The sequence below is a fragment of the Vibrio sp. L85 genome, from assembly GCF_963871815.1.
Lineage (GTDB): Bacteria > Pseudomonadota > Gammaproteobacteria > Enterobacterales > Vibrionaceae > Vibrio > Vibrio harveyi.
The window spans coordinates 17,389-44,088 of sequence record NZ_CAWMYL010000193.1 but is presented as its reverse complement, the minus strand read 5'-3'; the positions used below and the strand labels follow the sequence as shown (position 1 = coordinate 44,088).

The following is a 26,700-nucleotide window of genomic DNA, read 5'->3' as shown; positions in this document are numbered from 1 at the left end:
GACCTATACCTCTAATTCCGTTTACTCAGGCAATGTGCTTTAGCTTGTCTTCAAGCTTCTGCGTGGTGACTTTGGCTAAATGATCAAGACGAGTACTAAAAAACAGTCCTGATAGTGAAGCCACCATTCCCGCTAATGTTGGGATTGTTGCCTTTGAGATCCCCGAGGCCATTGCTCGAGGGCTTCCTGTACCTGTAACCGCTAAGATATCGAATACTTGAATCATGCCGACAACGGTGCCGAGTAGACCAAGTAGGGGACAAAGCGCAATCAGTACTTTAACGATTGGTAGTCCCTTTTTATTCTCAATATCCTGACGAGAAACGATTTCTTGTCGGATCATCTTAGCGTTCCAGCTTTTATGTTCTGAGCGCTCTTCCCAAAAGCCAACGGCTTTTTTCATTGCTTTTGGAGCGACGGCAGCGAAGTAAAACCAACGTTCTAGCAATACTGCCCACAACATGAAGCTGAGGATAAAGATGGCGACGAGTACATCACCACCCATTCCCAAGAAGCGTCTGATTGATTCAAGTTCTCCAACTAACCACCACATAACGCCTCCTTAGCTTTCGGCTTTATGCAGTTTTTCCTGATAGCGAGCGATGAAGCCTGCACTCTGTTCTTCAAGAGTTTGAACCAAACGACGACCTTTACTGTGTACGATGGTGTACAGGAACAGTAGAGGAATTGCGACAACCAGACCAAGCATCGTAGTAACAAGTGCTTCTGAGATACCGCCAGCCATTAGCTTAGGATCACCTGTACCAAATAGTGTGATTGCTTGGAACGTACCGATCATACCCATAACCGTACCCAGTAGACCTAGAAGTGGTGCTACAGAAGCGAACAGTTTGATTGAGCTGATAAAGCGTTCAATGCTCGGTGCGTTACGTAGGATGATTTCGTCCAGTTTCGCTTCAAGATCTTCAAGGTTGTCACCTTTGTGTTCTTGGTAAGCTTGGATAACTTCACCCAGAGGGTTGCCAGGAATAACAGTGTCTGATTTCGCTTGCTTACGCATTTTGCCACCGATAACGAGTAGGCGTAGGTAACAAACGAGTGCGATCAGTGCACCAATTGCACCCATAGCTAGGATTACGTAACCAACGATACCACCTTGGTCAATACGCTCCTGAACGGTAGGGCTTTGTACTAGTAGAGACAGAATCACACCACGAGATGGGTCGATAAATAGTGGTTCGTATGTGCCTTCTGCTGCTTCAAAACCGCCAACTAGGCGAGTGATGTTCTTGCTCGGTTGACGTGATAGCTCTTCGAACTTACCAGTTTGAGGTACGTAAGTTACGTATTTGCCATCTGCGATTGCGTTAAACTCACCCACTAGGGTTACGTCACGTACCGCTTCTTTACCTTCGCCGTATACAACGGTCGCTTGAGCTGTTGTTGTATCACCTGATGCGACTACTTGTTGTAGGATTGTGTGCCAAAACGCTTCAAGTTCTTGCGTAGATGGCAGTTCTTTACTTTCCGCTAGTTTAGAAAGTAGTACGTCACGCTCAGGGAAAAGAACGGCGTTTTGCGAAGCTGCAAATAGACCTTTAAATTCACCCGCATATTGGCGAACCACACCAAACATCTCACCTAAAGTACCTGAACGAACGCGAAGTGTTTCAGTTAGCTCAGTTAGCTGCTTGTCGTTTTCATCAAATGTTGCTTTTAGCTCATCACCAAGTGCTTGTTGGGCAGCTAGCTCGTCACGAGCTTGTTGTAGCAATGCAGCTTGCTTGTCGCGGTTGTTTTTGAACTCAGCTTCACGAGCTTTGTTCTCTTTTGATTCAACAATACTTTCTGATTTTACGTTTTTCAGTAGCTCAGATAGGTTTTTAGGTGCTTCAGCTTGCGCACCAGAAATCATGAATAAGCTCGCTAGCAAACCAGCGGCTAGAGTTTTGAATCCTTTCATTTCTTATTCCTCCCCAGCAAATACAGGCAGTTTGATCAGCGCTGGTGGCGCTTGTTTCTTAGCGATACGAAGGCCTTGCTGTACAGCGATACGGTAGTTTTCAGGTAGTGATTCCCATTGACGGGTTTGTTGATTCCACATGCCTGTTTCACCGCCATCCGGAGATTGGAATAGAAGCGCAGTACGACCAATACGTAGGAAGTCGTAAGTCACGGTTTCACCGTTGCGCTCTAGGCTAGCTTTGTAAGATTCAATGGAGCGAGAGAAGCCTTCTTCGATTTGATACGCTTCCATCACTTTACGGAATTTTTCTGAAGTCGTTACATCTGCACGATCCATTAGGTCACGCAGCTCAGTAACACGTTTGGTGCGCTCTTCTTTTTGAAATGGAAGATCAAGAGTAACGAACTCATCTAGGGCATCGATCATTTTAAGCGTTAGAGGTACAACTTCTGTCGCTGTTTGGTCGATTTGAGCAATCTGGTTGTTTAATGAATCCAACTCGCCTTGTTGCGATTGAACCATACGATTGATTTGCTCGTTGTAGACTTTCATGCTGTCGATTTGGCGAAGCAAGCCTTTGTATTCAGCTAGCATGCTTTCCGCGCTTTCAGCATATCCGTCGATTTTTTGTTGAGAAACTTGTGCAGAGGTGTTGGTTTTTGCTTGAGTAGAAATTACCGAACCTGAATCTGCCGCTATAGAACCAGCACTTACAGACAGCAGTGCAGCGGTAATAGCACTCACGCCAAATCTCTTTAACGTCATAGTAGCATCCTTGTCAGTGTATAAAGTCAGTCGATAAGGGCGCGGGAAAGCCCCGCGCCAAAAAGGTTTTTAGAAGCCGTATTCAAGTTGTAGGTAGTAGAAACGGCCTGTGTTGTCGTGGAATGCGAAGTGGTAGCCTTCTGCTTCATTGTAGAATGGCGCCAATTCGTCAGTTACGTTACGGATACCAACAGCAATCGTTGCATTTTCGATACCTGTGTACGCAAGCTGTGTATCCCAAGTTGTTAGAGCGTCAACTTCAGAGTGCTCTGCAGTCTCGTAACGAGTGTCGTAAGAGTGCGTGTAGTTTACGATGTTTGTGAATGCGAAGTCTTCGTAGCCGTAACCAAGCGTTGCTTTACCTTTGAAGCGAGGACCACCGAAGTAAGTACCAATGTAATCTTCTAGGTTGCCGTCTGAGTCACTTTGCTTGTACTCAATGTTGTAAGTACCAGCTAGTTTCACTAGGAAGTCACCGTAGCTATCAGTTGATAGGTCGTACTTCACTTCACTATCGATACCGCTTACTTGTTGCTTAGCAACGTTCACGTACTCATCTAGGATGTAGTCGATATCACCGTTCGCTTTACGAACAACGTTAGGGCTGTTTTCGTCGATAAGCTTCTGTGCACCTAGTGTGTCGATCTTGTCATCGTTCACAATGTAGAAGTAATCAACTTTTACAGATAGGTCTTCAAGCGGCTCGATTACAGTACCGATGTTGAATGACTGTGCTGTTTCCGCATCTAGGTCTTTGTTACCTTGGCTAACAACGCGGTATTGACCACGAGTGTCAGTTTGCGGGTCGTAAAGTGTTTGGTAGCTTGTAGATGCACCCGCGTTAACTTCTGGTAGAGTCGGTGCTTTGAAGCCGTGGCTGTATGATGCACGGAATAGCACTTCATCCATTGGTTGGTAGCGAACTGCCACTTTCGGGCTGAATGCTGAACCAAAGTCGCTGTAGTGCTCTGCACGACCAGCAAGTTGTACTTCCACTTCTTCGATAACCGGTGCAACAAGTTCTACGTAACCTGCAAATACAGTACGGTCACCATCAGAGCTTGTACCACCACTACCAACGATTTGGTTTGCTTCAACACTTGCGTCTGGCGTATCAGAACCTGCTTCGTAACGGAACTCACCACCAACAGCAACGTATGCGTCACCGCCTGATAGCTCGAATACTGGGAAAGAAGCACCAGCGTTGATGAAGCCAAGTTTAGATTCACCCTTACGTTTTGTTTCAACGCGAGCACCGTCTAGTGATGATGATGGGTTGTTCGTAACGAATGGGTTGTAAGCACCGCTGTCGATCGCCGCTTGGTAGCCTGCGATTGTTAGGTAGTTCTTACCTACGTTTTCTGTTTCTGTGTAGTGGTAACCAGCATCAGCTGTCCAGTCTACGTCAGTATCAAACCAGTTTGCGTAACCTTCTGCACCTGCCACAACGCGGATAGAATCTGTTGTGATTTCGTTGATACGGTTACCAGCTTCAAGAATACGGTGACGCATAGTGACGTCTTCACCGTACGTGTTGTTCGGGTTGTCTTTCGAGATAGTCACGTTTTGGAAGTCTGGCGTCGGTGCCGAGATAGTTGTTGACTCAACTCGGTTTAAACTTAGCTCCGCAAACAGGTTGGTATCTTCGTTTAGTTGGTGGTTAAGGCTAGTTAGGAAGTTGTAACGATCACTTTCTGGGATCATTGCAATTTCTTCGTTGTAGTTGTAGTTACATTCTGCGCTACCACCAGTACATAGTGATTCCCATGTACCATCTTCTTTGTAAACACGACCTGGTGTACCTGCAGAGCTACGCCAGTCATAACCACCTTGAGAAGAGTGGTCAGCAGTTTTCGTGTTTGGACGATCTTTCATCATGATGTTGCCTTTTTGGACAACGTTTAGAGACGCCATGATGTTTGTTGCGTCATTGAATGTTTTACCGCCAGTTAGCGTAACATCTAGGTCTTCACCATCGCTGTAAGATGTTTGACCACCGTTTAGGCGAACATCAAAGCCTTCGTAGTCACGCTTAAGGATTACGTTTACTACACCACCGATAGCATCTGAACCGTAGATTGCTGATGCGCCATCTTTAAGAACGTCGATACGCTCAACAGCTGAAAGTGGGATTGAGTTTAGGTCAACGAAAGTGTCGTTTAGGTTTTGTGCAAACGCGTAGTTTGCTACACGGCGACCGTTGAGTAGAACTAGAGTACGGCTCGCACCAAGACCACGAAGAGAAACACCAGAAGTACCTGCAGCAAAACTGTTAGTAAATGAGCTGCCGTAGCTGCCTGCACCATTCTGTGTTAGTCCACGTAGAACATCATCTACGCTTACAGCACCCATCTTAGCGATGTCATCTGCTGTATATACGTCTACTGGGTTTGGACCTTCCATGTCCGTAGTGGAGATACGTGAACCTGTTACCTTCATCTTCTGAAGTTGTTCAACTTGCTGCTCTTCTGCCTGTGCTGCTAGAGGTGCCACTGCTGCGGTTCCCAGTGCAAGGCTGATCGCAACAGATAAAGCGGTTGTGTTTTTATACATCCTTGTTGCTCCGATTATTATTATTTCCTATGTCTGGCCATATAACGACCAATTGTGACGTTAATATTTCGTTAACGTTCGGAACATGTATACCTGAGATGAAAAAAGGAAGTCAAACCAGTGGTAAACAGAGATAAAGAAATGTAAAAAAGATGTAAAAAACCAAAAGTGACCTAAATCACAGAATAATTTACTGCATGACGTTTATAAATCGAGATCAAATCTTAATAAAACACCGTATTTTGTGTTTCTTGTAAACACTAATGACTTATATCGCCTATGGATTTTAAGTGGGCGATTAGCACTGAAAATGGATGTATATCTAGAGAATAATTCTGATCTATGCTTTTTACGGAATGGTAGGTATGTTAACTCGCTCGCACTGGGTGGTATCAGAATATGATACCCACCGTTATCAAAGGGCTCACTCGTATTTTTGGGTCAAATATCGCTTAGGTGGTTTTGTCTATTTATTCTGGATATCTGCATGTTTATATAGGCTTTTGGCTCTAAAGTGCCTAGATTGATATTCTGTATGAATTGTTTTTGTGGTTTTTTATAATTATTTACAAAAACATTTCTGTTTTTCGACATCGGAAGAAGTTTGTCATGTTTTGGATTCAAACACTTGAAGCTTGCTCGGATTCAAGATAAATATGACGCTGAAATTATTGCAGTAGTGGAAAAAACTGACTTTTGAAACTCAGGGAGTGTGTTTCAACAGCTTTAGTTACTACGGGATAGAAATGCACCATTTTGGGCCGGATCTTTCCTCTCCAACCCCGCCTAATAATGGACAGTAGACAAGGAGCAAGTTGTATATGCTGTCGTACTTTTTACGTCGATTGGCGTTGGTGATTCCAACGTTTCTCGGAATTACCATTCTTATCTTTGCTATCACGCGATTCGTACCTGGTGGTCCGGTTGAGCGCATGCTGTCTCAAATGCAAGCGCAAGGTGATGGTGCCGCATCAATGACTTCTGCGGGTGGTAACACCGCTCTTTCCGATGACCAAATCGCGGAGCTTAATGCTTTCTACGGTTTAGATAAGCCAGTTATGGAAGCGTACGTTGAATGGCTGAGCCGCTTAGTGACGCTGGACCTAGGTGAGTCAACACGTTACTACGAGCCAGTATCAGACATGATTGCGGAGCGTCTACCTGTCTCCTTATTCTATGGTGGGATGACCTTCTTTATCAGTTACTTTATCTCTATCCCACTTGGTTACTATAAAGCGTTGAAGCACGGTTCCGTGTTTGACTCCGCGTCTTCTATTCTTATTTTCGTTGGTTACGCCTTGCCTGGGTATGTGGTAGGTGTCCTCCTTATTACCTTGTTCAGTTATCACCTAGAGTGGTTCCCGATGGGAGGCTTCGTTGGTGATGATTTTGATGACTATGAGACCTTTTTTGAGCGAGCGAAAGACATTATGTGGCACGCGGTGCTGCCTTTGATCTGTTATCTCATCGGTGATTTTGCAACGTTGACGATGACGATGAAGAACAACCTAATGGAAAACCTATCATCTGATTACATTCGTACTGCCATTGCGAAAGGTTTGCCATTTAAGAAAGCGGTACGTAAGCACGCACTACGCAATAGCTTAATTCCTATCGCCTCTCACTTCGGTAACTCTCTGTTGTTCTTTATGACAGGTGCATTCCTTATTGAAGTAATTTTTAACATTGATGGCATCGGTCTGCTTGGTTATGAGTCCATCATGGAGCGCGATTATCCCGTAGTAATGGGCATCGTAGCTATCAACGCGGTATTACTGCTGATCGGTAATATCATTTCAGATATCTGTGTTGCTTTAGTCGACCCACGTGTGAAGTTTGGAGCGTAATATGATTAAAGTTAGCCCGTTAACTCAAAAGAAAATCCGCCACTTTAAAGAAATCAAACGTGGTTACTGGTCATTTGTGATCTTATCGACCATGTTGATCCTTTCTCTATTTGCTGAGTTGTTGATCAACAGTAAAGCGCTTGTCGTCAAATACGACGGTAGCTTTTACTTTCCTGTGGTGAGTGATGTGCGTTTAGGCAGCGAGTTTGGTCAAGCGTCTTCCAGTGAAGCGGATTACCGCGAGCTGCAAAAAGTCTTCGAAGCGGAAGGTGGTGATAACTTCGTTATTCTGCCGATTGTGCCGTGGAACCCGTACGAGCAAGATTTTAGTGGTGACTTCCCGCCAACGGCTCCAGATGCTGAGAGTAAACACTACCTTGGTACGGACGTGATTGGCCGAGACATCTTAGCTCGATTGGTTTACGGCTTTCGAACGGCGATGGGGTTTGCCTTGCTGACAATGGCAATCTCGTACGCGATTGGTACTGCTGTTGGCTGTGCGATGGGCTTTTGGGGCGGTAAGTTTGACCTGTTTGTTCAACGTTTGATCGAAGTGTGGTCTATGGTGCCGTTTTTGTACGTCATCATGATTTTAGTTTCGATAGTTCAGCCCACATTCACCTTATTCGTTGCCATCAACGTACTCTTTGGATGGATGGGGATGACGTGGTACATGCGTACCATGACTTATAAAGAATCAGCTCGTGAATACGTGATGGCTGCGCGCGCACTTGGTGCATCCACTGGACGTATTCTATTCAACCACATCTTGCCAAATACCATGGTTATGATTGTGACTCTTGCACCATTTACTATCGCTGCAAACATCACGGCACTGACGGCACTGGATTACCTAGGTCTTGGTTTGATGCCTCCAACGCCAAGTTGGGGTGAGTTGTTGCAACAAGGTAAGTCGAACCTAGACTCGCCATGGATCGTTGCATCAGTAGTGAGCTCGATTGTTCTGGTACTGGTTATGGTGACCTTTATCGGTGAAGCGATTCGAGCAGCATTCGACCCGAAAAAATTCACTCGCTATGTTTAAGCATGCATTGTGAGCAAAACATAAAAAAGGGAAGTTTTATGAAAAAAATAATTTTAGCGTCCACGCTAAGCGCCCTAAGTTTTGGTGCGATGTCAGCGACGCTTCCGACTGACTTAAACTGGCAAACGAACTGGGATGAGCCGCAATATGGCTCTCCTGAAGCAAAGCGTGGTGGGACTTACCGCACTTATATGTCGAGCTTTCCCCAGACTCTACGCAGTGTTGGCCCTGATGCTAACTCTGGCTTACGCTCTTTCATCTTGGATGAAACGCCAGGGTTGGTGGTTCGCCATCCAGATACGCTTGAATTCATCCCAGAGCTAGCCAATGAGTGGGCATTAGCGGGTGACAATAAAACGGTTTATTTCAAACTGAACCCACAAGCTAAATGGTCGGATGGCAAGCCAGTCACGGCAGACGATTTTGTTTTTATGCTTAAGTTTTACCGCTCGAAAGACATTTTAGAGCCTTGGTACAACGACTATTACAACAAAACGGTTGCTGATGTTATCAAATTTGACGATCACACCTTCGCCGTGAAGGCTGCGAAAGAGCTCAACCCTGAAGAGTTGTTATTGAGAATGGGGGCGCTACGTCCTCGTCCTGCTCATTTCTATGCGAATCCGAAGAAAGACGCGAACGGTGACGGCATTCATGATGATTTTGTGCGCTACTACAACTTTAAAAGTGAACCAACGACCAGTGCTTATTACTTAGCGGACATCAAAAAAGGTAAAAGCGTTACCTTTAAGCATGTAGGAGAGGACTGGTGGGGTTACACCAACAAGTACTACGAGAATCGCTATAACGTCGACAAAATTCGTATCACGGTTATCCGCGATAGTGATATTGCGATGAAGCACTTTGAAAAAGGTAAGTTGGACGCATTTGCGTTGGTTTTGCCAAGTCTATGGCATGATAAATCCAATACTGCCCCTTACCAAAAGGGTTACATTGAGAAGTTCTGGGGTTACAACCAATATCCCGTTGGTGCAGGTGGCGTGTGGATAAACACTGCTATGCCTCTACTTGATGATTTAAACATTCGCAAAGGGATCACTTACGCGACAGATTTCGACGGCATGATTGAGAATGTTATGCGCGGAGACTACAGCCGTAAACCCAACCCAACAGGCTTTGGGCATGGTAAGTACACTTTACCAGATGTGAAAGCGCCCAAGTTTGAACCAGAAAAAGCGGCGGCAGCGTTTGAAGCTGCAGGCTTCGATAAGATTGGTTCCGATGGTATTCGCGTGAATGATAAAGGTCAGCGTTTGAGCTTTGAATTGACGTACTCCTCTCCAGTTCATACACCGCGTATTGCTTTCTTACGTGAACAGGCAAAATTGGCAGGGTTGGACATTGAGCTGAAGCTGATTGATGGTTCATCGATGTTTAAGTATGTACGTGAGAAAAAACACGAACTTGCTTTCTTTGATATGGGTACTTCGGAAATCCCAACTTATTGGGAATACTTCCATTCCGTGAACGCCAACAAACCGCAAACGAACTCATTCACCAACTACAGCACGCCAGAGTTAGATGAAAAGATCATGGCGTATCGCTTTAACATGGACATGGATAAGAAGATCCAACTAGGCCATGAGATTCAGCGAGACATTATTGATGCGCACGTGATTGTTTCTGGCTACATGGTTCCTTACGTTCGTTATGGACACTGGCGTTGGTTGAAATTGCCAGAGAAACCAATGAATCGAATGACAGAAGCGTTGTTTAGTGGCGGAATTATCGGTGATGGCACGTATTGGATCGACAAAGACGTGAAGAAAGAAACCCAGAAAGCGATGAAGTCGGGTAAAACCTTTGAACCTGTTGTTGTCGTTGATGACACGTATAAGCTGTAAGGATGTGTTATGGAAAACGATGTAATCCTGAGTGTTAAAGACCTTGAGGTTGAATTCACTACTGATGATGGTCCGGTAAAAGTGCTGCATGGTGTGAATTTTGATGTTCGCGCTGGTCGTACGCTGGGCCTAGTAGGTGAATCCGGTAGTGGTAAGAGTGTTACCTCCATGTCTATCATGGGGCTGTTGCCAAAACCTTATGGCAATATCGTCAATGGTGAGATTGATTACCGTGGTACTAATTTAGTTACCTTACCAGCAGAAGAGATGTATGCCATGCGTGGTGACCGCATCTCAATCATCTTTCAAGACCCAATGACAGCGTTGAATCCAGTTCATTCAATCGGTCGTCAGCTTTGTGAAGTGTTAGAGCTGCATCGACCTGAACTTGGTAAGAAAGAGCGTGAAGCTTACGCGATAGAAATGTTGGCGAAAGTGAAAATTCCGATGCCGGAAAAACGCTTGAATGAGTACCCGCATAATCTATCGGGTGGTATGCGTCAGCGTGTGATGATTGCGATGGCGTTGGCGTGTAAACCAGACATTCTTATCTGTGATGAGCCAACTACGGCATTGGATGTAACGGTACAGGCGTCTATTCTTGAACTAATGAATGAACTTCAAGAAGAAACGGGTATGGCGATGATCTTCATTACTCATGACCTTGGTGTTGTTGCGGAAGTGTGCGATGACGTGGCAGTCATGTATGGCGGTCGTATTGTCGAAAAAGCTGAAATTTTCGAACTGTTTGACAACCCGCAACACCCGTACACAGAGCGTTTGATGGGTTTGATGCCAAGTTTAGATAATGAACCTAAGCAGATGATCGACATTAAACCGATTGATGCCAGTATGTTTGCTAGCTAACAGGTGCAAAGTGAACAAGTCATAAAAAGAGGATGTTATGGCAAAAGAAGTATTAAGAATTGAAAATCTTAAGCAGCACTTTGTATCTGGTAAAGGACTGTTTAAGAAGGGATATACCATTAAAGCTGTTGATGGTGTGTCGTTGTCAGTAGGTCAGGGCGAGACCCTTGGGCTCGTCGGTGAGTCTGGTTGTGGAAAAAGCACACTAGGTCGTACGATCCTAAAGCTGTACGAACCGACAGAAGGTAAGATTTTCTTTGAAGGTAAAGACATTACCAAGTTTTCCGTCAAAGAAATGCGTTCGTTACGTAAGGACATGCAGATTGTCTTTCAGGACCCAATGGAGTCACTCAATCAACGTCATACGATTGGTATGATTCTCGAAGAGCCGTATGTGATTCATAAGATTGGTACATCTGCAGAGCGAAAACAGTGGGTGAAGGAGTTGCTTGTAAAAGTCGGTTTACCTGAAACCGCTGTAAACCGTTATCCACACGAATTTTCTGGCGGTCAACGTCAGCGTATCGGTATTGCTCGTGCCATTGCGCTAAAACCTAAATTGCTCATCTGTGATGAGTCGGTCTCTGCATTGGATGTGTCTGTTCAGGCGCAGATCTTGAACTTGTTACTGCAACTTCAGCAAGAAATGAACCTTGCAATCATCTTTATCTCTCATGATTTGTCTGTGGTGAAACATGTGTCTGATAAAGTGGCGGTGATGTATTTTGGTAAAGTAGTGGAAGCAGGTAACGCGAAGGAAATCTACGCAAACCCTCAAAATGATTACACCAAGAAACTCTTGTCCGCGATTCCGATTACACACCCGAAATACCGCAAGAAGAAGCGTTTAGCAGAAAAAAAGCAGCAAGTGGCGTAACGCCATCCGCTGAGTAAAATCATCATCGAAAAACGCTCCACTTGGTTGGAGCGTTTTTATTATGTGTGTTTTTTCTCGCTGAGAGAGGGCGCTCTTCAGCTTCTTGAAAAGAGCGTGCTACACTGCAAACTTATTCCTTTGATTTGTTTGGATAGTTGGCTATGCCGTCGCATTTACCTAAATCATTCAGTCGTCCATTTCTGAAAATCTTTCATGTGCTTGAAGCCGTGCTTCTGGTCGCCATTACTTTGGCAACTGTGTGGGCGATGGTGGAAGAGTTTATTCACATTTATGTACAAAAGCGTGTATCGCTCGATGACATCTTATTGATGTTTATCTATTTGGAAGTGCTCGCCATGGTCGGGCAGTTCGTGATGAATGGTAAGATACCCGTTCGTTACCCAATTTATATTGCCATGATGGCCATTGCTCGCTACATCACGCTTGGTATGAAAGAGCTCGACTCCGTGATGATAGTATGGCTCTCTTTAGCTGCGTTTATTCTGGCCGCGGCAACCTTGGTTATTCGAGTTGGTCACCATTATTGGCCGTATATAGATAATCAAACCGCCGAAAAAGACGAATGATGTTAAGCCTCGCTCAGTGCGAGGCTTTATTTTTGCGTGAAGGGAAATCACATCCAAATGGCTTGGGGGGTAAAAAAGTGTAAAGTCATCTCAAGCCATCTTGTTTCTTGCTCTATTGATGAGTATCTTCACACTAACCTTTTCTTTTTTCTGCCTGTTTGATGAGATATTGTGATGCTAGCGAAAAGCACATCGACAATTTACTTTCTGCTGAGTGTCTTGATTGCTTTTGCGCTTTCAAGCGGTATCGCTCGTGCAGAAATACCATCAACGGCGAATCACATGGCGATGGCTGATTCTCTGCATATTAGCTACTGTGATTTGACCTTTGGCTCGGTAGAAAAGAACGAGTCAGGTTGCTGTGAACCGGGCGGAACATGCTTTGAAAAGCAGTGTTGTTCTCATGGTCACGCATCGGGGACGGCTGTTGTTGAAACTCAGCCAAGATCTTATGAAGCACCTTACAGAGATGAACTGGCGATAAGCAAAATCGCGCTCTATACCAGTGCAGACATGCACTCTCACTTTCGTCCTCCGATAGCTTAATTCCTATCTCGCAGCATTTCGCTGCCAACAATTTTACTGCACGTAATGTCGTGCGAATTTGTTACGCGTGTAAATAGCTTTCTATTTGCACCATCCTGTGATGGGAATGAAAAATGAAAACCAATCTAATTGCTCGTACTGAGCACCTTGCTGCGTGCCTACCACACCTTGTTATCAACCGACAAGCGGGAGGTCGCCATGACGCATAAGCATCTACCAATTATCTTGTTTGTGTCTGTGTGCTTGATTTGGGGCACCACGTGGTTTGCGATGGAAGTGGCGGTGCAAACTATTCCGCCCATCTTTGCTACCGGTCTGCGCTTCCTGATCGCTGCGCCGCTATTAATCATGTTGGCGAAACACCTCAATCAACCCCTGTTCTTCCCGAAAGGGAAAGTGTTCTGGATGTTCGTGGTCGCGATTTTCTATTTCGCGATTCCGTTTACCTTGATGATTTTTGGCGAGCAATACATTTCATCGGGTCTTGCCTCGATCATCTTCGCCAACATGCCGATTGCGGTGATGGTGACATCGAGCCTGTTCCTTGGGCTCAGGTTGCGTAAATCTCAGATTGCAGGTCTTTTAGTCGCGGTTCTGAGCTTAGTTTTGATTCTAGCGAAAGAGATGAGTTTAGGTGGCGAGGATTACATACTGGGCTTTCTCGCTTTAGGTGGGGCGGTCGCGATTCATTCGGTGATGTACGTGTTTGTTGAAAAGTTCTGTAAAGGCATTCCAGTGCTGACTTACAACGCCTTTCCAAGCTTTGTTGCCTCAGCGTTGCTCTTTATCACCTCACTGATCGTCGAACAGCCGGATCTTTCTCAGTTCTCGTTGGATTCGATTACCGCTGTGATTTATCTCGGTATGTTTGCCAGCGTCGGTGGCATCGTGGCGTACTTTAAGCTTGGACAAGTGTCGACGCCGTTTACCGCCTCTATCTGTTTTCTGTTTTTCCCGTTGATTGCGCTTAGCCTTTCAACATGGATTGCAGGTAACAGTTTGTCATTAGTTTCCGTTGCTCTGCTGCTGCCATTGCTCGGAGGTATTTTTGTGACTAAAGCCGAGCCTGCTTTTTGGCAGCGTTTTCGCCTAAAACCTGCTGAGAAAAAGCCTGTGCTATGTGAGCATTGTATGAAGAATATCAATGCCTAACATAGGCTAAACATCATGAAAAAGCCCCATTTGATTGGGGCTTTTGACGTAATGCTATTGACCTTGCTCGTTACGCAGATACATGATGGCAACCATGCTAAAGCCAATAAATTGCCATAGATATTGTCCATCACTTGCACCTGTAATGGTTTGGGTGAAAGCCATACAACCCGTTACGAACAGAGATGCAAAAGCCGCATAGAGTAGCCACGGACGTTCTTTACCAGCCATAAACTCACCTGCCAGCACCGAGCGAATCACCAATAAAAACGGTAAGCACTGCAAAGCAATGAGAATCGGGAACATAAAGTCAAACGTTGGGCTCAGCAGTGCATGACCGATTTGGCTCTTATCCCACGTTCCAACGATATAACCTTTCCAGCCAGCCCAAGTATCACCTGCATAGGCGGTGTCAGGCGTTATAATACCAAGTAGCACGCCCATCACTTTATCGATAAAGCCATTTTTGAACCAAAAGACGAACAGAAAGATCTGGATTGGAATGATCTGAAAAGCAAACTTCTTCAACATGTGTGTATCCCAAGAAATGAATGATTTGGTTTACAAGTATGTGGAAGGCGCGTTTTTTACGCTTGATGCAAGGCAAGCGAGTTGAACTCCAAACAAAAATCAAACATCCAGAATGCCCATTAGCATTGGAGAGGCTGACTTAACAATAGGCGAGAGCAGCGATTTTTCACTTCGCTTTATTTGAGACTATTCTGCTGTTTGGAATAGGTTTGCTTTTTGTGAAGATTCAATAAGATCAAACAGTTGGCCGTTATGCTCTTTTTTCATCTCCGTATAGCGTTGGTAATTGTATTGCGAGCCTTTCGGGTTATCTGCGAGTTTGTCAGCCACGCTGAGTAAGTAAAAACTGATTGGGCTTGGCGTGCTTTCTGCTGCATAAAACAAGTAGGGGAAGGCTTGATTCGGGTGCTGGTTGATAAGCAAAGCAAGCCCCAAAGTGAGGTTGGCAATATCACAGCGTGGGTTCAGTTCGAACGCCTGCTTAGCTGAGTGAAGCGCCTGTTCGCGATCTTCTTGTTTGTGCTCGCGTAAGTAAGCTAAAGATTCAGAGTAAGACAACAAAGCGCTGACCAAATAGCTGTCTCGCCCTTGTTGTTGAATCGCATTAAGCTGCTGAGCAATATCCGAAAAAGCAGGACCACCTTTACCTTGATAGAAAAGAGAAATCCCTTCAGAGATCACTTTCCAATCGTCATAGTTACTGATGGAAGTCACGCGATGGCTAGCCACTTCGTAATCGGAACTCATTGGTGCAATGATGGCTTTGATTTCTAAAATTACATCGCCGATAGCATCGAAGAAGTTATCTTGGTTAAACGTCTTCTCTACCTTTTGGCTCTGGTTGGGTTGATGGTTGTTTTGCACCAAGACGCTAAGCACATAATTGCCATCTACTTTCTTAATCCAGCTTTTGAGCTCAACACCGTGGTTGGCAAGAGACTGCTTACTTTGTTGGGATAACTGAGAATAGTGATAACCGGATAGGTTTTTGGTTGAATTTAGCCCATAGAAGAGATAGTTATATACGCTTTCTGCCATTTCAAAGTCGCTAGTGGAATCAAGCGTAATATCATGAATATAAACGGGCACTACGTCACTTTGTTGTGCTGTGATTACCGTGGTGTCATCAATGGTGTTACCATTTTGTACTGCCCAAGCCGCAATAATTCCAACAGTCAGGATTGTCGCTACAGCTAAAACTAAGCGCTTGTTTTTAGGCTTGGCGGTACGGGTAAGAGGAGTGGATTTTTCAGGGATTGGAGTGTGCTTTATGCTTGGCTCAGTCACTTTGACATCAAATAAGTAACCTTGCTTAGGAATGGTCTGAATGATGCGATACGGACGCGTTTTGTCCTGAAGCTGGCTGCGCAGTAGACTGATCACTTGTCTCACCAAGTTGTCGGAAACCTGCGTTCTTTGCCAGACATCGGCGGCTATTTGCTGGGTACTCAGTACTTTCCCACGGTTCTCGATAAAGTAGCTCAGCAGTCTTGCTTGCAATGGTTCTAAATGAATCTCCTCACTATCAATCATCAACTGATTTTTATCAGGATAGAAAGAAATAGGGGAGTCATGTTGCAGGATGAAGCAATGCGAGCGAGTCATAGCGATTCAATGGTTTAGAAGTAACCACACAAGACTATTGGTTTTATAAATAGGAAGCAAGTTCAGCATCAGCAAATAAAAAGCCCCGCAGTGCGAGGCTTTTTGATATCTTATCAAGGTCTTTTATTACTCGATGTTCTGGATCTGCTCGCAGAATAACATTGGTCATGCCCTGTGAGACCAGTGCTTTCAAGCGATTGTGGTGAGTAACTGTATCACGTTACTCACCGATATACTCACCAAAAAAATTTTGGTTAACTTACTGATGTTGCATCCACAGCAGCAGATCGGAGAGTAACCAAGACTTGGTTGTACCAACTTGCTTGGCTGTCGGAACTTGACCTTTTCGGTTTAGTCGCCACCATGTGGTGTTGCTGACCGAGGTGATCTGTTTGCGCTCAGCTTCTCTCACTAGGCGCTCCGATTCACCGTATGCACTCAAAATCTCCGCTCTTTGTGCAAGAGTAGGTTCAGTATAATTCATTTTACTTCTCCTCTTCCACGCGATGGGACATCAACCAAGCATCGAGATCATCACGCTTGAAGTACAGTTTGCGATTTGGCTTGTAGTGCGGAATCTGCTTGGCATGGGTCAGCTTATATATGTACTTAACTGACAAACCAGTGTATTGGGCGGTCTCTTCAGCACTAAGAAACTGCTTTTGCGATGTGATCAGAGTGCGTAGCTCTTCTGTTGCTGCTTTGATATCTGCCAGAAGCGCTTTAGCTTCCGCTCGTTCCTTCTGGGAAATGGGAAAGTGGGAAATCATGCCTCACCTCCTTGTTGAAAGCGGCTGAAGTCAATGTTGATGTTTAAGTCTTTAGCGATTTGGTTGGGAAGTAGTTTGAAGTGCCTTTCTGCCTTCCCTGAAATGCTACTTTTAAATGTGCCTCGTGACGGTTCGTTAGTCTGAAGCCAGCCTTGCTTTTTTAATATCATGGCGGCTTGAATAACTTGATGATCAAATTCGAGTTTTAGACCAGTTTTAAAAGCATCACGGCGGATATGCCAGCTCAATTCATTGCTATTCAATTTCCACCATCCGATCTTGGTCTCCGCACCTTGTGGTTTGATTGAATACTGGCTCTTGGGAAGAAACTTGTGCAGTTGCTCGCGAATATGTCGTTCCTCGTAATCAAATTCTTCGCTGTAGTTGGCTAGCCAGGCTTCAAAGACTTTCTCTATCTCAAATCTGGCGGAACCTTTTTCCCAAGGTATGGCTCCCAATTCGATAGCGAGCTCACCAACAGCAGCTAGAAATGAAAATCTATCAGCAGCAAATGCAACTTGATTACTAGGGTTGATTTGCAGGTTATTAATCCAAGTTTGGGAAATTTCTTTGATTTGAGCGGTAATAGTTTGTTCTAGGTCTGGCATCGCTGAAATCTGATTCAGGAACGGTTGCAAAGCCGTACCAAATTGTTGTTTCGTAACTTTGGCAATACGTTCGGCAAATTCCTTTGGTGACGCTGAACCATGTAGGTTTTCAAACACACCAAAAGTCTGAAAAAGAGGTATCTGAAAAAAACGCATCAACTGGCCAGCTTGTGGTTTTTTGTTTGCTTCTGCGAGCTTTTGTTCAAGGCTAACCTCACCTGTTGATAGCCCGATCAAACTCCAGTAATCCTGAGGTCTCGGACCACCGTCCTTATTGCCCCTCAGCTTAGATACACCATTACCTATTTGGTAGATGACTTTGGAAACATCTTCAGGTTCTGCTTGGTGGAGTTCATCGAGTAAAACCAGCATGCAGTTCCTATCCTTAGCGCGGCCTGCAAGCCCGTTTGCTGTGCTACTCCACGTGTCTCGATATTGGTAGTCAGAATAAACAGAGGCGGATAAGCGAATTAATGTTGTTTTGCCATTTTTGGATGAACCCAAAAAATGGATTATAAACGAGTCCCAGTCGAGTTTATCGAGTAAGGGTGCTGCAAATGCCGCACACAAAGTGAAAATCATCAAAGCATTATCCTGACAGAGAGTGGCAACGTTATCTTGCCACTCTAAAAAGGTGCCATTGGATTTTAATTGACCAGGTGAATCACCGTTGTACATCACCTCTTGCTCACCGAAGCCAGCGACCCAACTTGGTGAAACAAATTGACCAAAGTACCAACCCGTCTTTTCAACGGTTACAACTGTTTTCTCTGGATTCTCATTCATCAGATAGTCGAGAATAAAGTGCCAGTACTTTGCTTTGTGGTGAATAAATAATCCAGTGTCGGCTAATGACTGAAGCATGTTTTTTCCGCTATCAGCCAAAATATCTTTCATTTTGAAAACGCGCTCGTGAGCATTTCCCGATCGCGATGTCCATTGTAAAAGTACTCCGAAGTCTTTCATAAAGGTCGGATCATAAGTAAAGGCTTTCACATGGGTTGGCCCTGCGATTAGTATTGGATCCTTATCTTTTTCTTCTAGTATCAAGCCAACTTTCTTGGCTATAACGTTCTGGTTCATAAAAAATTCCTATTCAATAAATAGGCCGCGGCGCTATAGTTTTCAGCTGATTTCAGTTCATTTTGTCGACACCGTTATGGTATTTCAGAGGCTTGATTTTTTAGCGCTCTGAAGTTGCCCCTAGAGGGCCATTTGGCCGTTATTTTTGTAGATTTTTCCTGTTTTACTTTCACATGTGAAAGTCATGGTGCAGTACTGAAATAAATTGAAAAAACAGAAGAGGGGAACAAAAAAACTGTTGTAGTAAGTGTACCGCTTTCGAACGGTGCCGCTCTATCGGTACAGCTTCCGCTGCATTCACTGTACTGATAGAGCAAGTTAGAGTTATTTTGAGTACGGGAAGAGGGTTAACACGAATTTCATCCCGCCGCTAATAATTTCATTTCAAGTTGTATTTTTTCTCATCGCGAGGAGTTTGTGATAAAATCTTGTTCCTCATAACTTCATCTATATGGATAGAAAATATGATTCGATGCCATCTTGCTCGTTTGATGGGAGAGCGTAAGTTGCGTATTGCTGATGTTGTCCGTGAGACGGGCCTTAGTCGTAATACAGTAACGCTCCTCTACAAAGAAACCGCTCAAAAAGTGGACTTGGAAACGATAGAACGTTTGTGTGTTCTTTTTGATTGCAGTGTGGGTGAGCTACTGGAACGGGATCACGCTTAAGCATAAGTTTTATCTTGGCTTTAGTACCAGAAATTAAGTAAGGATACGGAAGGTAAAATGCAGACAACATCAAACTTTGCTTTTCTGAAAGAACACGATCCACTTTTTGTTGAACTAGCCTCCTGCGCGGAGCGCGTTTTTTCAAGCGATCCAAATACAACGTTAATCAAATTAAGGCAGCTAGGGGAAGCTCTAGCACAGCACATTGCCGTACTTATTGGTGTTGAATTTGATGAGCAAACTACCCAAGCAGATCTAATATATCGTCTTAATCGCGAATTGAAGCTCGAGCCTGTTGTTCGTGAACTTTTCCATACCCTCCGCATCGAAGGTAACAAAGCGACTCATAAGTTTAGAACTCAACATCGAGAAGCTCTCGACGGCCTTAAAGTCGCTAGAGCACTCGCTATCTGGTTTCATCAATCTTTTAGCAAGCAAGGCTCAAGTTTTAAACCTGGGCCATTCCTTCCACCTTTAGATCCTAGTAGCCAACTGCGCCAACTCCAGTCTGAAATTGAGAAACTGAAAACTGATCTCACCAATGCCAATGTAGAGTTAGATTCCAGCAAACAACTGAATGACTTAATCAAGCAAGAAAAAGTAGAGTTTGAAGCGTTGGCTTTGGCTATGGATGAGGAATCTCAACAACTTGCCGAGCTCGCCAAAGAGCACGAGTTGGCGTTGACTCAACAGAAAAAAGAATATGAATCCAAGCTGCACGCTCTTCAGAAAAAGTTAGAGCAGCAGGATGAAAAAGCCTCAGCATCTCAAAAGCAAAAAATAAGCGCCAAAACGCGCAAAGCAAGTCAGCACATTGTGTTGAATGAAGAGCTAACCCGTATTTTGATTGATCAACAGCTCACAGAAGCGGGTTGGTCTGCTGATAGCCAAGAGCAAACATACCAAAACGGCGCTCGTCCAGAAAAAGGCGTTAATAAAGCGATTGCAGAATGGCCAACAAAATACAATGGTGAAGGCGGCAGAGCAGACTACGTATTGTTCCATGGTCTGATACCAATCGCCGTGGTAGAAGCAAAAAAAGAAAATACAAATGTCGCGGGTAAGATTCCTCAAGCAGAGCGCTATAGCAAAGGTTTTCAGCTCGAGGGTCAAATGCAAGGTGCGTGGGAAGTTGAAGGACAAACGGTGGCATGGCCAGACGAGCTCGATGACCACTACAAAGTACCATTCGTCTACTCCTGCAATGGGCGCCCATATCTCCCACAGCTTAAGGAGCAGTCTGGTACCTGGTTTCGTGATGTGCGTGACTTTAGTAATACTAAGCGTGCTTTACAGCAGTTCCACACTCCTGATGGTTTAATGGACTTGTTGAAACGGAGTAAACAAGAGGCGGAGCACGCCTTGCAGAAAGAAGGGTTTGCGTATCTAAAGTTGCGCGACTACCAAGAAAAAGCGATTACGGCGGTAGAAAACACGTTAGCAAAAAATATTCGTAGTGCGTTACTTGCGATGGCTACGGGGACGGGAAAAACTCGTACCATCATTGGCTTGATGTATCGCTTTTTAAAGGCGGAGCGTTTTAAGCGTATTTTGTTCCTTGTCGATAGAACTGCTTTGGGTCAACAAGCGATAGATTCATTCAACGAAGCACCACTGGAGCAAAACCAGACCTTGTCCAAGATCTACAACGTTGCAGAGCTAGGTGATATGGCTGCGGAAGCGGAAACGAGGGTACAGGTTGCGACGGTGCAGGCCATGGTCAAGCGTATATTCATGTCAGATAACCCACCGTCAGTGGATCAGTTTGACTGTATCATTGTTGACGAAGCTCACCGAGGCTACACCCTAGATCAAGAAATGACTGAAGGAGAGTTGGTCACTCGTGATAGCAGTCAGTATCTCTCGAGTTACCGCCGAGTACTCGATTACTTTGATGCCGTTAAAATTGGCTTAACCGCCACACCAGCAAAGCATACCAGTGACATATTTGGTAAGCCCGTTTACACCTACTCCTATCGCGAAGCGGTCGCAGATGACTGGCTGATTGATCATGAGCCGCCAATTCGTTACGAAACCTTGCTGACCCAGAATGGCATTGCCTTTGAAAAAGGCTCACAAGTGTCTGCGATTAACACCCAAACAGGTGAGGTTGAATCATCAGAACTGGAAGATGAGCTTAAGTTTGAGGTTGATGCGTTTAACCGCAGAGTGATCAATGAGAACTTTAATCGAGTCATCTGTGAGCAACTGGTACAGGAACTTGACCCATTTGGTGATGAAAAAACCATGGTTTTCTGTGCGACAGACCTGCATGCAGATATGGTGAAGCGCCTGTTGGACACTGCATTTAAAGAACTTTACAACGGCGAATACAATCAAGCTGCAGTGGCTAAAATCACTGGTCAAAGTGATAAAGTCGATACGCTCATTCGCCAATACAAGAATGAACGTTATCCGAACATTGCCATTACCGTTGATTTGCTGACGACAGGCATAGATGTACCCAAAATAGCTAATCTTGTTTTTCTTCGTCGCGTAAAATCACGCATCCTATACGAGCAGATGATTGGGCGTGCTACTCGCCGTTGTGATGAGATCGGTAAAACCGTATTTCGGATTTATGACCCTGTCGATATCTATGCAGCGTTGAGCGAGGTCAACACCATGAAGCCTTTGGTGAAAGATCCGAATATCACCATTGAGCAGTTAGTGGATGAGCTGACGGACCCCGAAACGTTGGATAAAGCGCTAAATAGTCCTGGTGAGCAACAAGGTGAATCGCACGCGGACGTCATTCTTAGCCAACTGAGCCAAAAGCTGATGCGAGTGTTGCGTAAGGCCGAGAAAAAATCTGAATCAAACCCAAAGCTGAAAGAGAAGCTAGGGGAATTACAGGAGCTATGGGGAGTTGAACCTAAATTGCTGCACAAACACTTGCATCAGTTGGGGCCCAAACAGGCGGCGCAGTTTGTAACTCAGCAAAGCGGCCTACTGAATCAACTGGCGGAAGTGTCATTGCTGATTGGCGGTGAGCGTAAACCTGTGCTCTCCAACCATGAAGATGAAATACGAGAGCGCACTCAAAGCTATGGTGCTTACCAACGCCCTGAAGATTATCTCGATAGTTTTAACCAGTTCATTAAAGAACAGTTAAATCAATCTGCTGCGCTAGCGGTAGTGGTCAATAAGCCAAGAGACTTAACACGAGAGCAGCTTAAGGAAGTGCGTTTGCTGCTTGATGGAGCGGGTTACGCAGAAGCGAAACTACAAAGTGCAGTGCGTAACCAAACCAACCAAGACATTGCGGCCAGTATCATCGGACATATTCGCCGTGCAGCTTTTGGTGAACCATTGGTTCCATTTGAACAACGTGTCGCTCAGGCGATGGATAGGATTTACACCAATCATCAATGGACACCAGCACAGCGAAAGTGGCTTGACCGGCTTGCCAAACAACTTGTGCATGAAGTCATCGTCGACCGTGAGTTTGTGAATCTGCGCTTTGCGGATCATGGCGGTGCTAAGCAATTAGACAAAATTTTGGTAAACCAGCTGGATACCGTACTCTCTGAGCTAAGTGAAGCCATGTGGCCAGTACAAAGCGCCAGTTAATCCAGAAACAATTTAAATCACTTGGCGCATCTTATCGATGAGCTGAGAAAGAGAACTAGGAAACAACATGACTAACGATAACATCGTACAAAAACTCTGGAACCTCTGTGACGTGCTGCGTGATGACGGTATCAACTACTCGGACTATGTAACTGAACTAGTACTGCTGCTGTTCATTAAAATGGTGCATGAGAATACCGAAGCCGAAACGTTGGATAAGCATACTCTACCAGAGGGTTGTCGTTGGACGGATTTGAACAGCAAGTCAGGTATTAACTTGCTCAACCACTACAAGCAAATGTTGCTCGACCTCTCTAAAGACACTGATCCGCTGATCAGCGCGATTTATGCCGATGCACAAACCCGCCTGCGTGAGCCTCGCCATCTAGAGCAGCTCGTTAAGTCTCTCGATCAGATTAAAGATTGGTTTAGCAATGAAAAAGATGGCCTTGGCAACCTATACGAAGGCTTACTACAAAAGAACGCCAATGAAACTAAATCTGGAGCAGGGCAATATTTCACACCAAGAAGCCTTATTGATTCTATGGTGCGCTGTATCAAACCTCAGCCAGGAGAAGTGATTCAAGACCCCGCAGCAGGCACCGCTGGCTTCTTGATTGCGGCTGATCGCTACATGAAAGGTCAAACTGATGATTATTTCGACCTAGACACGAAACAGCAGGCGTTCCAAAAGAACAAAGCATTTATTGGTGTGGAACTTGTACCATCGACTCGACGCTTAGCATTAATGAACTGTTTGCTTCATGGAATGGAAGGTGATGATGAAGGCGTGGTTCACTTGGGTAACGCCTTAGGTCAGGTAGGTGCAAACCTAGAAAAAGCGGATGTGATTCTGGCCAACCCACCATTTGGCACCAGCAAAGGTGGTGAGGCATCTATCACCCGTGATGATTTGACCTACCCAACGAGCAACAAACAACTGGCTTTCCTGCAGCATATCTACCGCAATCTGAAGCCGGGCGGACGCGCTGCTGTTGTGTTGCCTGATAACGTGTTATTTGAATCAGGTGTAGGAACTGATGTTCGTCGGGACCTGATGAACAAATGCAACCTTCACACTATCTTGCGACTGCCAACTGGTATTTTCTATGCCCAAGGGGTTAAAACCAATGTGCTCTTTTTCACCAAAGGCAGCACAAAGGACAAGTTACAAGAGGAAAACTGTACAGAAAATGTTTGGGTGTACGATCTTCGAACCAATATGCCTAGCTTTGGTAAGCGCAATCCATTTAATGAAAGCCACCTTGCGCCTTTTGAAAAGGTCTATGGTGAGGATGCCAATGGCCAAAGCCCGCGCCAAGAGGGAGAATGGTCATTCGATGCGTTTGAAATTGAAGTAGATAAGTCCGCTAGCGAAGAAAACCAAAATGTTGATAACGATTTGGCACATAGCCGTTGGCGTTGCTTTAGCCGTGATTGGATCCGTCAAAGCAAAGGCGATTCTCTTGATATTAGCTGGTTAAAAGACAAAGACAGTGTCGATGCGTCAAGTCTCCCTGAACCTAGTCTGTTGGCAAAAGAAGCTAAGCAACAATTAAATGCTGCATTGATTGGGCTCGATACAATACTTGCCTCTCTTGGTGAGGAATAAGAACATGAGAGAATTAACTACGTGGACATTAGTCTCTCTGAAGGATATAGCACAATGGGGATCTGGTGGCACTCCATCTAGAAAGAATGCAAGCTACTATGATGGTGATATCCCATGGGTAAAAACGGGGGATTTAGGTCCCAGAGTTTTAAATAATTCTAACGAGCATATTACTGAGGAAGCCATCGCTAAATCTAGTGCGAAGTTATTTCCAAAAGGTTCTGTTGCTATGGCTATGTACGGTGCAACTATAGGAAAAACTTCAATTCTAGGTATGGAAGCGACGACAAACCAAGCTTGTGCTGTGGGCAACCCCGTTGAGGGAGTTACGGTTAGCGAGTTTCTTTACTATCTCCTTCTAAATGCAAGAGACTCTTTTATTTCACTAGGCAAAGGTGGAGCCCAGCCTAATATTTCTCAAACCTTAATAAAGGATTATGAGGTATATCTTCCCCCTCTAGCTGAACAAAAAGTCATCGCCGAAAAGCTAGATACTCTGCTTGCGCAAGTTGAAGTGACCAAAGCTCGACTAGAAAGCACGCTTGAAACGCTCAAGCAGTTCCGTCAATCGGTGTTGGCTGCAGCAGTGAGTGGAAAATTAACGGAAGGTTGGCGGGATAGTTCTTTGCCGCAATGGCAAAAAGTAAAACTTATCGATGTATTAGAGTCGAAACCACGTAATGGCAAATCTCCGAAGGGTGTTGATTACGAAACACCATATAGAAATCTGACGCTATCATCGACAACCACTGGTAAATTTATTGAAAACCAATACAAATTTGTTGAACTGGATATTGATAGTGATTCATATCTTTGGGTTAAGAACGGAGATATTTTAATTCAAAGAGCTAACACGATTGATTATGTTGGAGTTAGTGCGATTTATGAAGGTGAGGACGACAAGTATGTGTATCCTGACTTAATCATGAAATGCAGGCCTAATGAGTCCGCCTTAGGGAAATATCTTCATTTAGCACTCTCTTCTGAAAAAGTAAGAAAATATTTTAGAGATAACGCCACTGGTACGGCTGGCAATATGCCAAAAATTAATCAGCAGGTCGTATCAAATGCACCAATAAGCTTACCAACGCTAGCTGAACAGCATGAAATAGTCAGTCGCGTGGCGCGTTTGTTTGCTGGCGCAGATGCTACCGAACAACAAGTTAATCAAGCATTAGAACGGGTCAATAACCTTACTCAATCGATCCTTGCCAAGGCTTTTCGTGGTGAGTTGACCGAGCAATGGCGCAAAGAAAACCCAGAACTAATCTCCGGTGATAACTCTGCAGAAGCACTGCTGAAAAAGATTAAAGCAGAGCGAGCGGCTGCAAAGCCTAAGCGCAAAGCAAGGACAACTAGTGCATGACCCCGAGTGTTGAAAATCAGTCACAACTGAAAGAGCAAGAGGCGCTGATTGGTCAAAAGCGCGGTTTTAGCGACTTTGTGGTTTATGTCGATGAAAGTGGCGACCATAGCCTGACATCAATCGACCAGGATTACCCTGTCTTCGTGTTGGCGTTTTGCATTTTCTATAAGGGGCACTATCTATCTAATGTTGTGCCCCAGCTTCAACAGCTTAAGTTTGACTACTTTGGCCACGATTTAGTGATTTTACATGAGCATGAAATCCGCAAAGAGAAAGGCGATTTCACCACCTTCAAGAATCGAGCAGATAAAAATCAATTCCTAGGTCGTTTAAGTGAAATTATCGATGGCAGCAACTTTATTCTTGCCTCCTGCGTGATTGATAAGAACAAGATACACAACCCTGAAGAGGTGGGTAACCCTTATCATATTGCTCTCAAGTACTGCTTAGAGACCTTGTATGATCTGGTAACCGAGAAAGGGCAACAAGAGCTTGAGACACATGTCATCGTAGAGTGCCGGGGCAAGAAGGAAGACAACGAACTAGAGCTTGAGTTTCGCCGTATCTGTGATGGTGAAAATAAGTACCAGCGAGATTTGCCCTTTAAGATCCGCATGGCATCGAAAACCTCTAATTCGGCTGGGTTACAGTTGGCAGATTTAGTGGCGAGACCTATCGGCAGGCACGTACTCAACCCAGCTCAGGCAAACCAAGCATTCGATATCTTGCAGAAGAAGTTTTACTGTGAGGGTGGCAGGTGTGCTGTTGGTCAAGGCTATGACCAGTGGGGACTAAAGCATTTTCCATAGTATTTTTATGAGGTTATTTCAAATTTGCTAACCTCCAGATAGCG

22 protein-coding genes are annotated in these 26,700 nt (G+C 44.7%); 13 read left to right on the top strand and 9 right to left on the bottom strand.

What is annotated here, in order from left to right:
* Nucleotides 1-25: 25 nt before the first annotated feature.
* From AACR11_RS20230 to AACR11_RS20215, 4 genes are all read right to left on the bottom strand, one after another.
* Nucleotides 26-553 carry a MotA/TolQ/ExbB proton channel family protein gene (locus tag AACR11_RS20230; RefSeq protein ID WP_005448458.1) on the bottom strand — a complete coding sequence of 176 codons (528 nt, stop codon included), beginning with the start codon at nt 551-553 and terminating at the stop codon, nt 26-28.
* Nucleotides 554-562: 9 nt separating this feature from the next.
* The gene (locus AACR11_RS20225; RefSeq protein WP_005448456.1) at nt 563-1,924 is read right to left on the bottom strand and encodes a MotA/TolQ/ExbB proton channel family protein; all 1,362 of its coding nucleotides are present in this window, start codon (nt 1,922-1,924) and stop codon (nt 563-565) included.
* 3 nt (nt 1,925-1,927) lie between these two features.
* A complete protein-coding gene (locus AACR11_RS20220) occupies nt 1,928-2,692 on the bottom strand; it encodes a DUF3450 domain-containing protein (RefSeq protein WP_005448454.1) in 765 nt (254 codons plus the stop codon).
* Nucleotides 2,693-2,761: 69 nt separating this feature from the next.
* The gene (locus tag AACR11_RS20215) at nt 2,762-5,245 is read right to left on the bottom strand and encodes a TonB-dependent receptor (protein WP_005448453.1); all 2,484 of its coding nucleotides are present in this window, start codon (nt 5,243-5,245) and stop codon (nt 2,762-2,764) included.
* A gap of 821 nt (nt 5,246-6,066) precedes the next feature.
* Between AACR11_RS20215 and AACR11_RS20210 the strand changes: the two genes are divergently transcribed.
* From AACR11_RS20210 to AACR11_RS20175, 8 genes are all read left to right on the top strand, one after another.
* On the top strand, nt 6,067-7,092 hold the full coding sequence (locus tag AACR11_RS20210; protein ID WP_005434432.1) for an ABC transporter permease subunit: 1,026 nt from the start codon (nt 6,067-6,069) through the stop codon (nt 7,090-7,092).
* A 1-nt stretch (nt 7,093) separates the two neighbouring features.
* Complete coding sequence (locus tag AACR11_RS20205) at nt 7,094-8,137, top strand: ABC transporter permease (RefSeq protein WP_005449386.1); 1,044 nt, start codon at nt 7,094-7,096, stop codon at nt 8,135-8,137.
* 38 nt (nt 8,138-8,175) lie between these two features.
* Nucleotides 8,176-10,002 carry an extracellular solute-binding protein gene (locus tag AACR11_RS20200; RefSeq protein WP_029788932.1) on the top strand — a complete coding sequence of 609 codons (1,827 nt, stop codon included), beginning with the start codon at nt 8,176-8,178 and terminating at the stop codon, nt 10,000-10,002.
* A 9-nt stretch (nt 10,003-10,011) separates the two neighbouring features.
* Entirely contained in the window at nt 10,012-10,869 is an 858-nt protein-coding gene (locus AACR11_RS20195; protein ID WP_005449382.1) for an ABC transporter ATP-binding protein, read from the top strand.
* 37 nt (nt 10,870-10,906) lie between these two features.
* The gene (locus AACR11_RS20190; RefSeq protein WP_017817188.1) at nt 10,907-11,746 is read left to right on the top strand and encodes an ABC transporter ATP-binding protein; all 840 of its coding nucleotides are present in this window, start codon (nt 10,907-10,909) and stop codon (nt 11,744-11,746) included.
* 161 nt (nt 11,747-11,907) lie between these two features.
* Entirely contained in the window at nt 11,908-12,333 is a 426-nt protein-coding gene (locus tag AACR11_RS20185; protein ID WP_005449378.1) for a phosphate-starvation-inducible protein PsiE, read from the top strand.
* A gap of 174 nt (nt 12,334-12,507) precedes the next feature.
* Nucleotides 12,508-12,879: a hypothetical protein gene (locus AACR11_RS20180; protein ID WP_029788928.1), complete on the top strand. Its 372-nt coding sequence runs from the start codon at nt 12,508-12,510 to the stop codon at nt 12,877-12,879.
* A gap of 198 nt (nt 12,880-13,077) precedes the next feature.
* Nucleotides 13,078-14,031, top strand: a complete 954-nt coding sequence (locus AACR11_RS20175) for a DMT family transporter (RefSeq protein WP_029788927.1) — start codon at nt 13,078-13,080, stop codon at nt 14,029-14,031.
* 54 nt (nt 14,032-14,085) lie between these two features.
* On the opposite strand, the gene AACR11_RS20170 is transcribed toward AACR11_RS20175, so the two are convergent.
* From AACR11_RS20170 to AACR11_RS20150, 5 genes are all read right to left on the bottom strand, one after another.
* Nucleotides 14,086-14,562 carry a hypothetical protein gene (locus AACR11_RS20170; RefSeq protein WP_029788926.1) on the bottom strand — a complete coding sequence of 159 codons (477 nt, stop codon included), beginning with the start codon at nt 14,560-14,562 and terminating at the stop codon, nt 14,086-14,088.
* Nucleotides 14,563-14,748: 186 nt separating this feature from the next.
* Nucleotides 14,749-16,167 carry a winged helix-turn-helix domain-containing protein gene (locus AACR11_RS20165; protein WP_029788925.1) on the bottom strand — a complete coding sequence of 473 codons (1,419 nt, stop codon included), beginning with the start codon at nt 16,165-16,167 and terminating at the stop codon, nt 14,749-14,751.
* A gap of 259 nt (nt 16,168-16,426) precedes the next feature.
* Nucleotides 16,427-16,651: a hypothetical protein gene (locus tag AACR11_RS20160; protein WP_079325090.1), complete on the bottom strand. Its 225-nt coding sequence runs from the start codon at nt 16,649-16,651 to the stop codon at nt 16,427-16,429.
* Nucleotide 16,652: 1 nt separating this feature from the next.
* Entirely contained in the window at nt 16,653-16,937 is a 285-nt protein-coding gene (locus AACR11_RS20155; protein WP_079325088.1) for a helix-turn-helix domain-containing protein, read from the bottom strand.
* Nucleotides 16,934-18,628, bottom strand: a complete 1,695-nt coding sequence (locus tag AACR11_RS20150; protein WP_079325086.1) for a DUF927 domain-containing protein — start codon at nt 18,626-18,628, stop codon at nt 16,934-16,936. The genes AACR11_RS20155 and AACR11_RS20150 overlap by 4 nt, the downstream gene beginning before the upstream one ends.
* 464 nt (nt 18,629-19,092) lie before the next feature.
* On the opposite strand from AACR11_RS20150, the gene AACR11_RS20145 reads away from it, so the two are divergent.
* From AACR11_RS20145 to AACR11_RS20125, 5 genes are all read left to right on the top strand, one after another.
* Entirely contained in the window at nt 19,093-19,296 is a 204-nt protein-coding gene (locus AACR11_RS20145) for a helix-turn-helix domain-containing protein (RefSeq protein WP_072605390.1), read from the top strand.
* A 57-nt stretch (nt 19,297-19,353) separates the two neighbouring features.
* Nucleotides 19,354-22,869, top strand: coding sequence for a type I restriction-modification system endonuclease (gene hsdR, locus AACR11_RS20140; RefSeq protein ID WP_079325084.1), 3,516 nt, complete (start codon nt 19,354-19,356; stop codon nt 22,867-22,869).
* A gap of 67 nt (nt 22,870-22,936) precedes the next feature.
* Nucleotides 22,937-24,481 carry a class I SAM-dependent DNA methyltransferase gene (locus AACR11_RS20135; RefSeq protein ID WP_079325082.1) on the top strand — a complete coding sequence of 515 codons (1,545 nt, stop codon included), beginning with the start codon at nt 22,937-22,939 and terminating at the stop codon, nt 24,479-24,481.
* 4 nt (nt 24,482-24,485) lie between these two features.
* On the top strand, nt 24,486-25,847 hold the full coding sequence (locus AACR11_RS20130; RefSeq protein ID WP_079325080.1) for a restriction endonuclease subunit S: 1,362 nt from the start codon (nt 24,486-24,488) through the stop codon (nt 25,845-25,847).
* Nucleotides 25,844-26,656, top strand: coding sequence for a DUF3800 domain-containing protein (locus AACR11_RS20125; RefSeq protein ID WP_079325078.1), 813 nt, complete (start codon nt 25,844-25,846; stop codon nt 26,654-26,656). Before AACR11_RS20130 ends, AACR11_RS20125 begins: the two co-directional genes overlap by 4 nt.
* Nucleotides 26,657-26,700 lie beyond the last annotated feature (44 nt).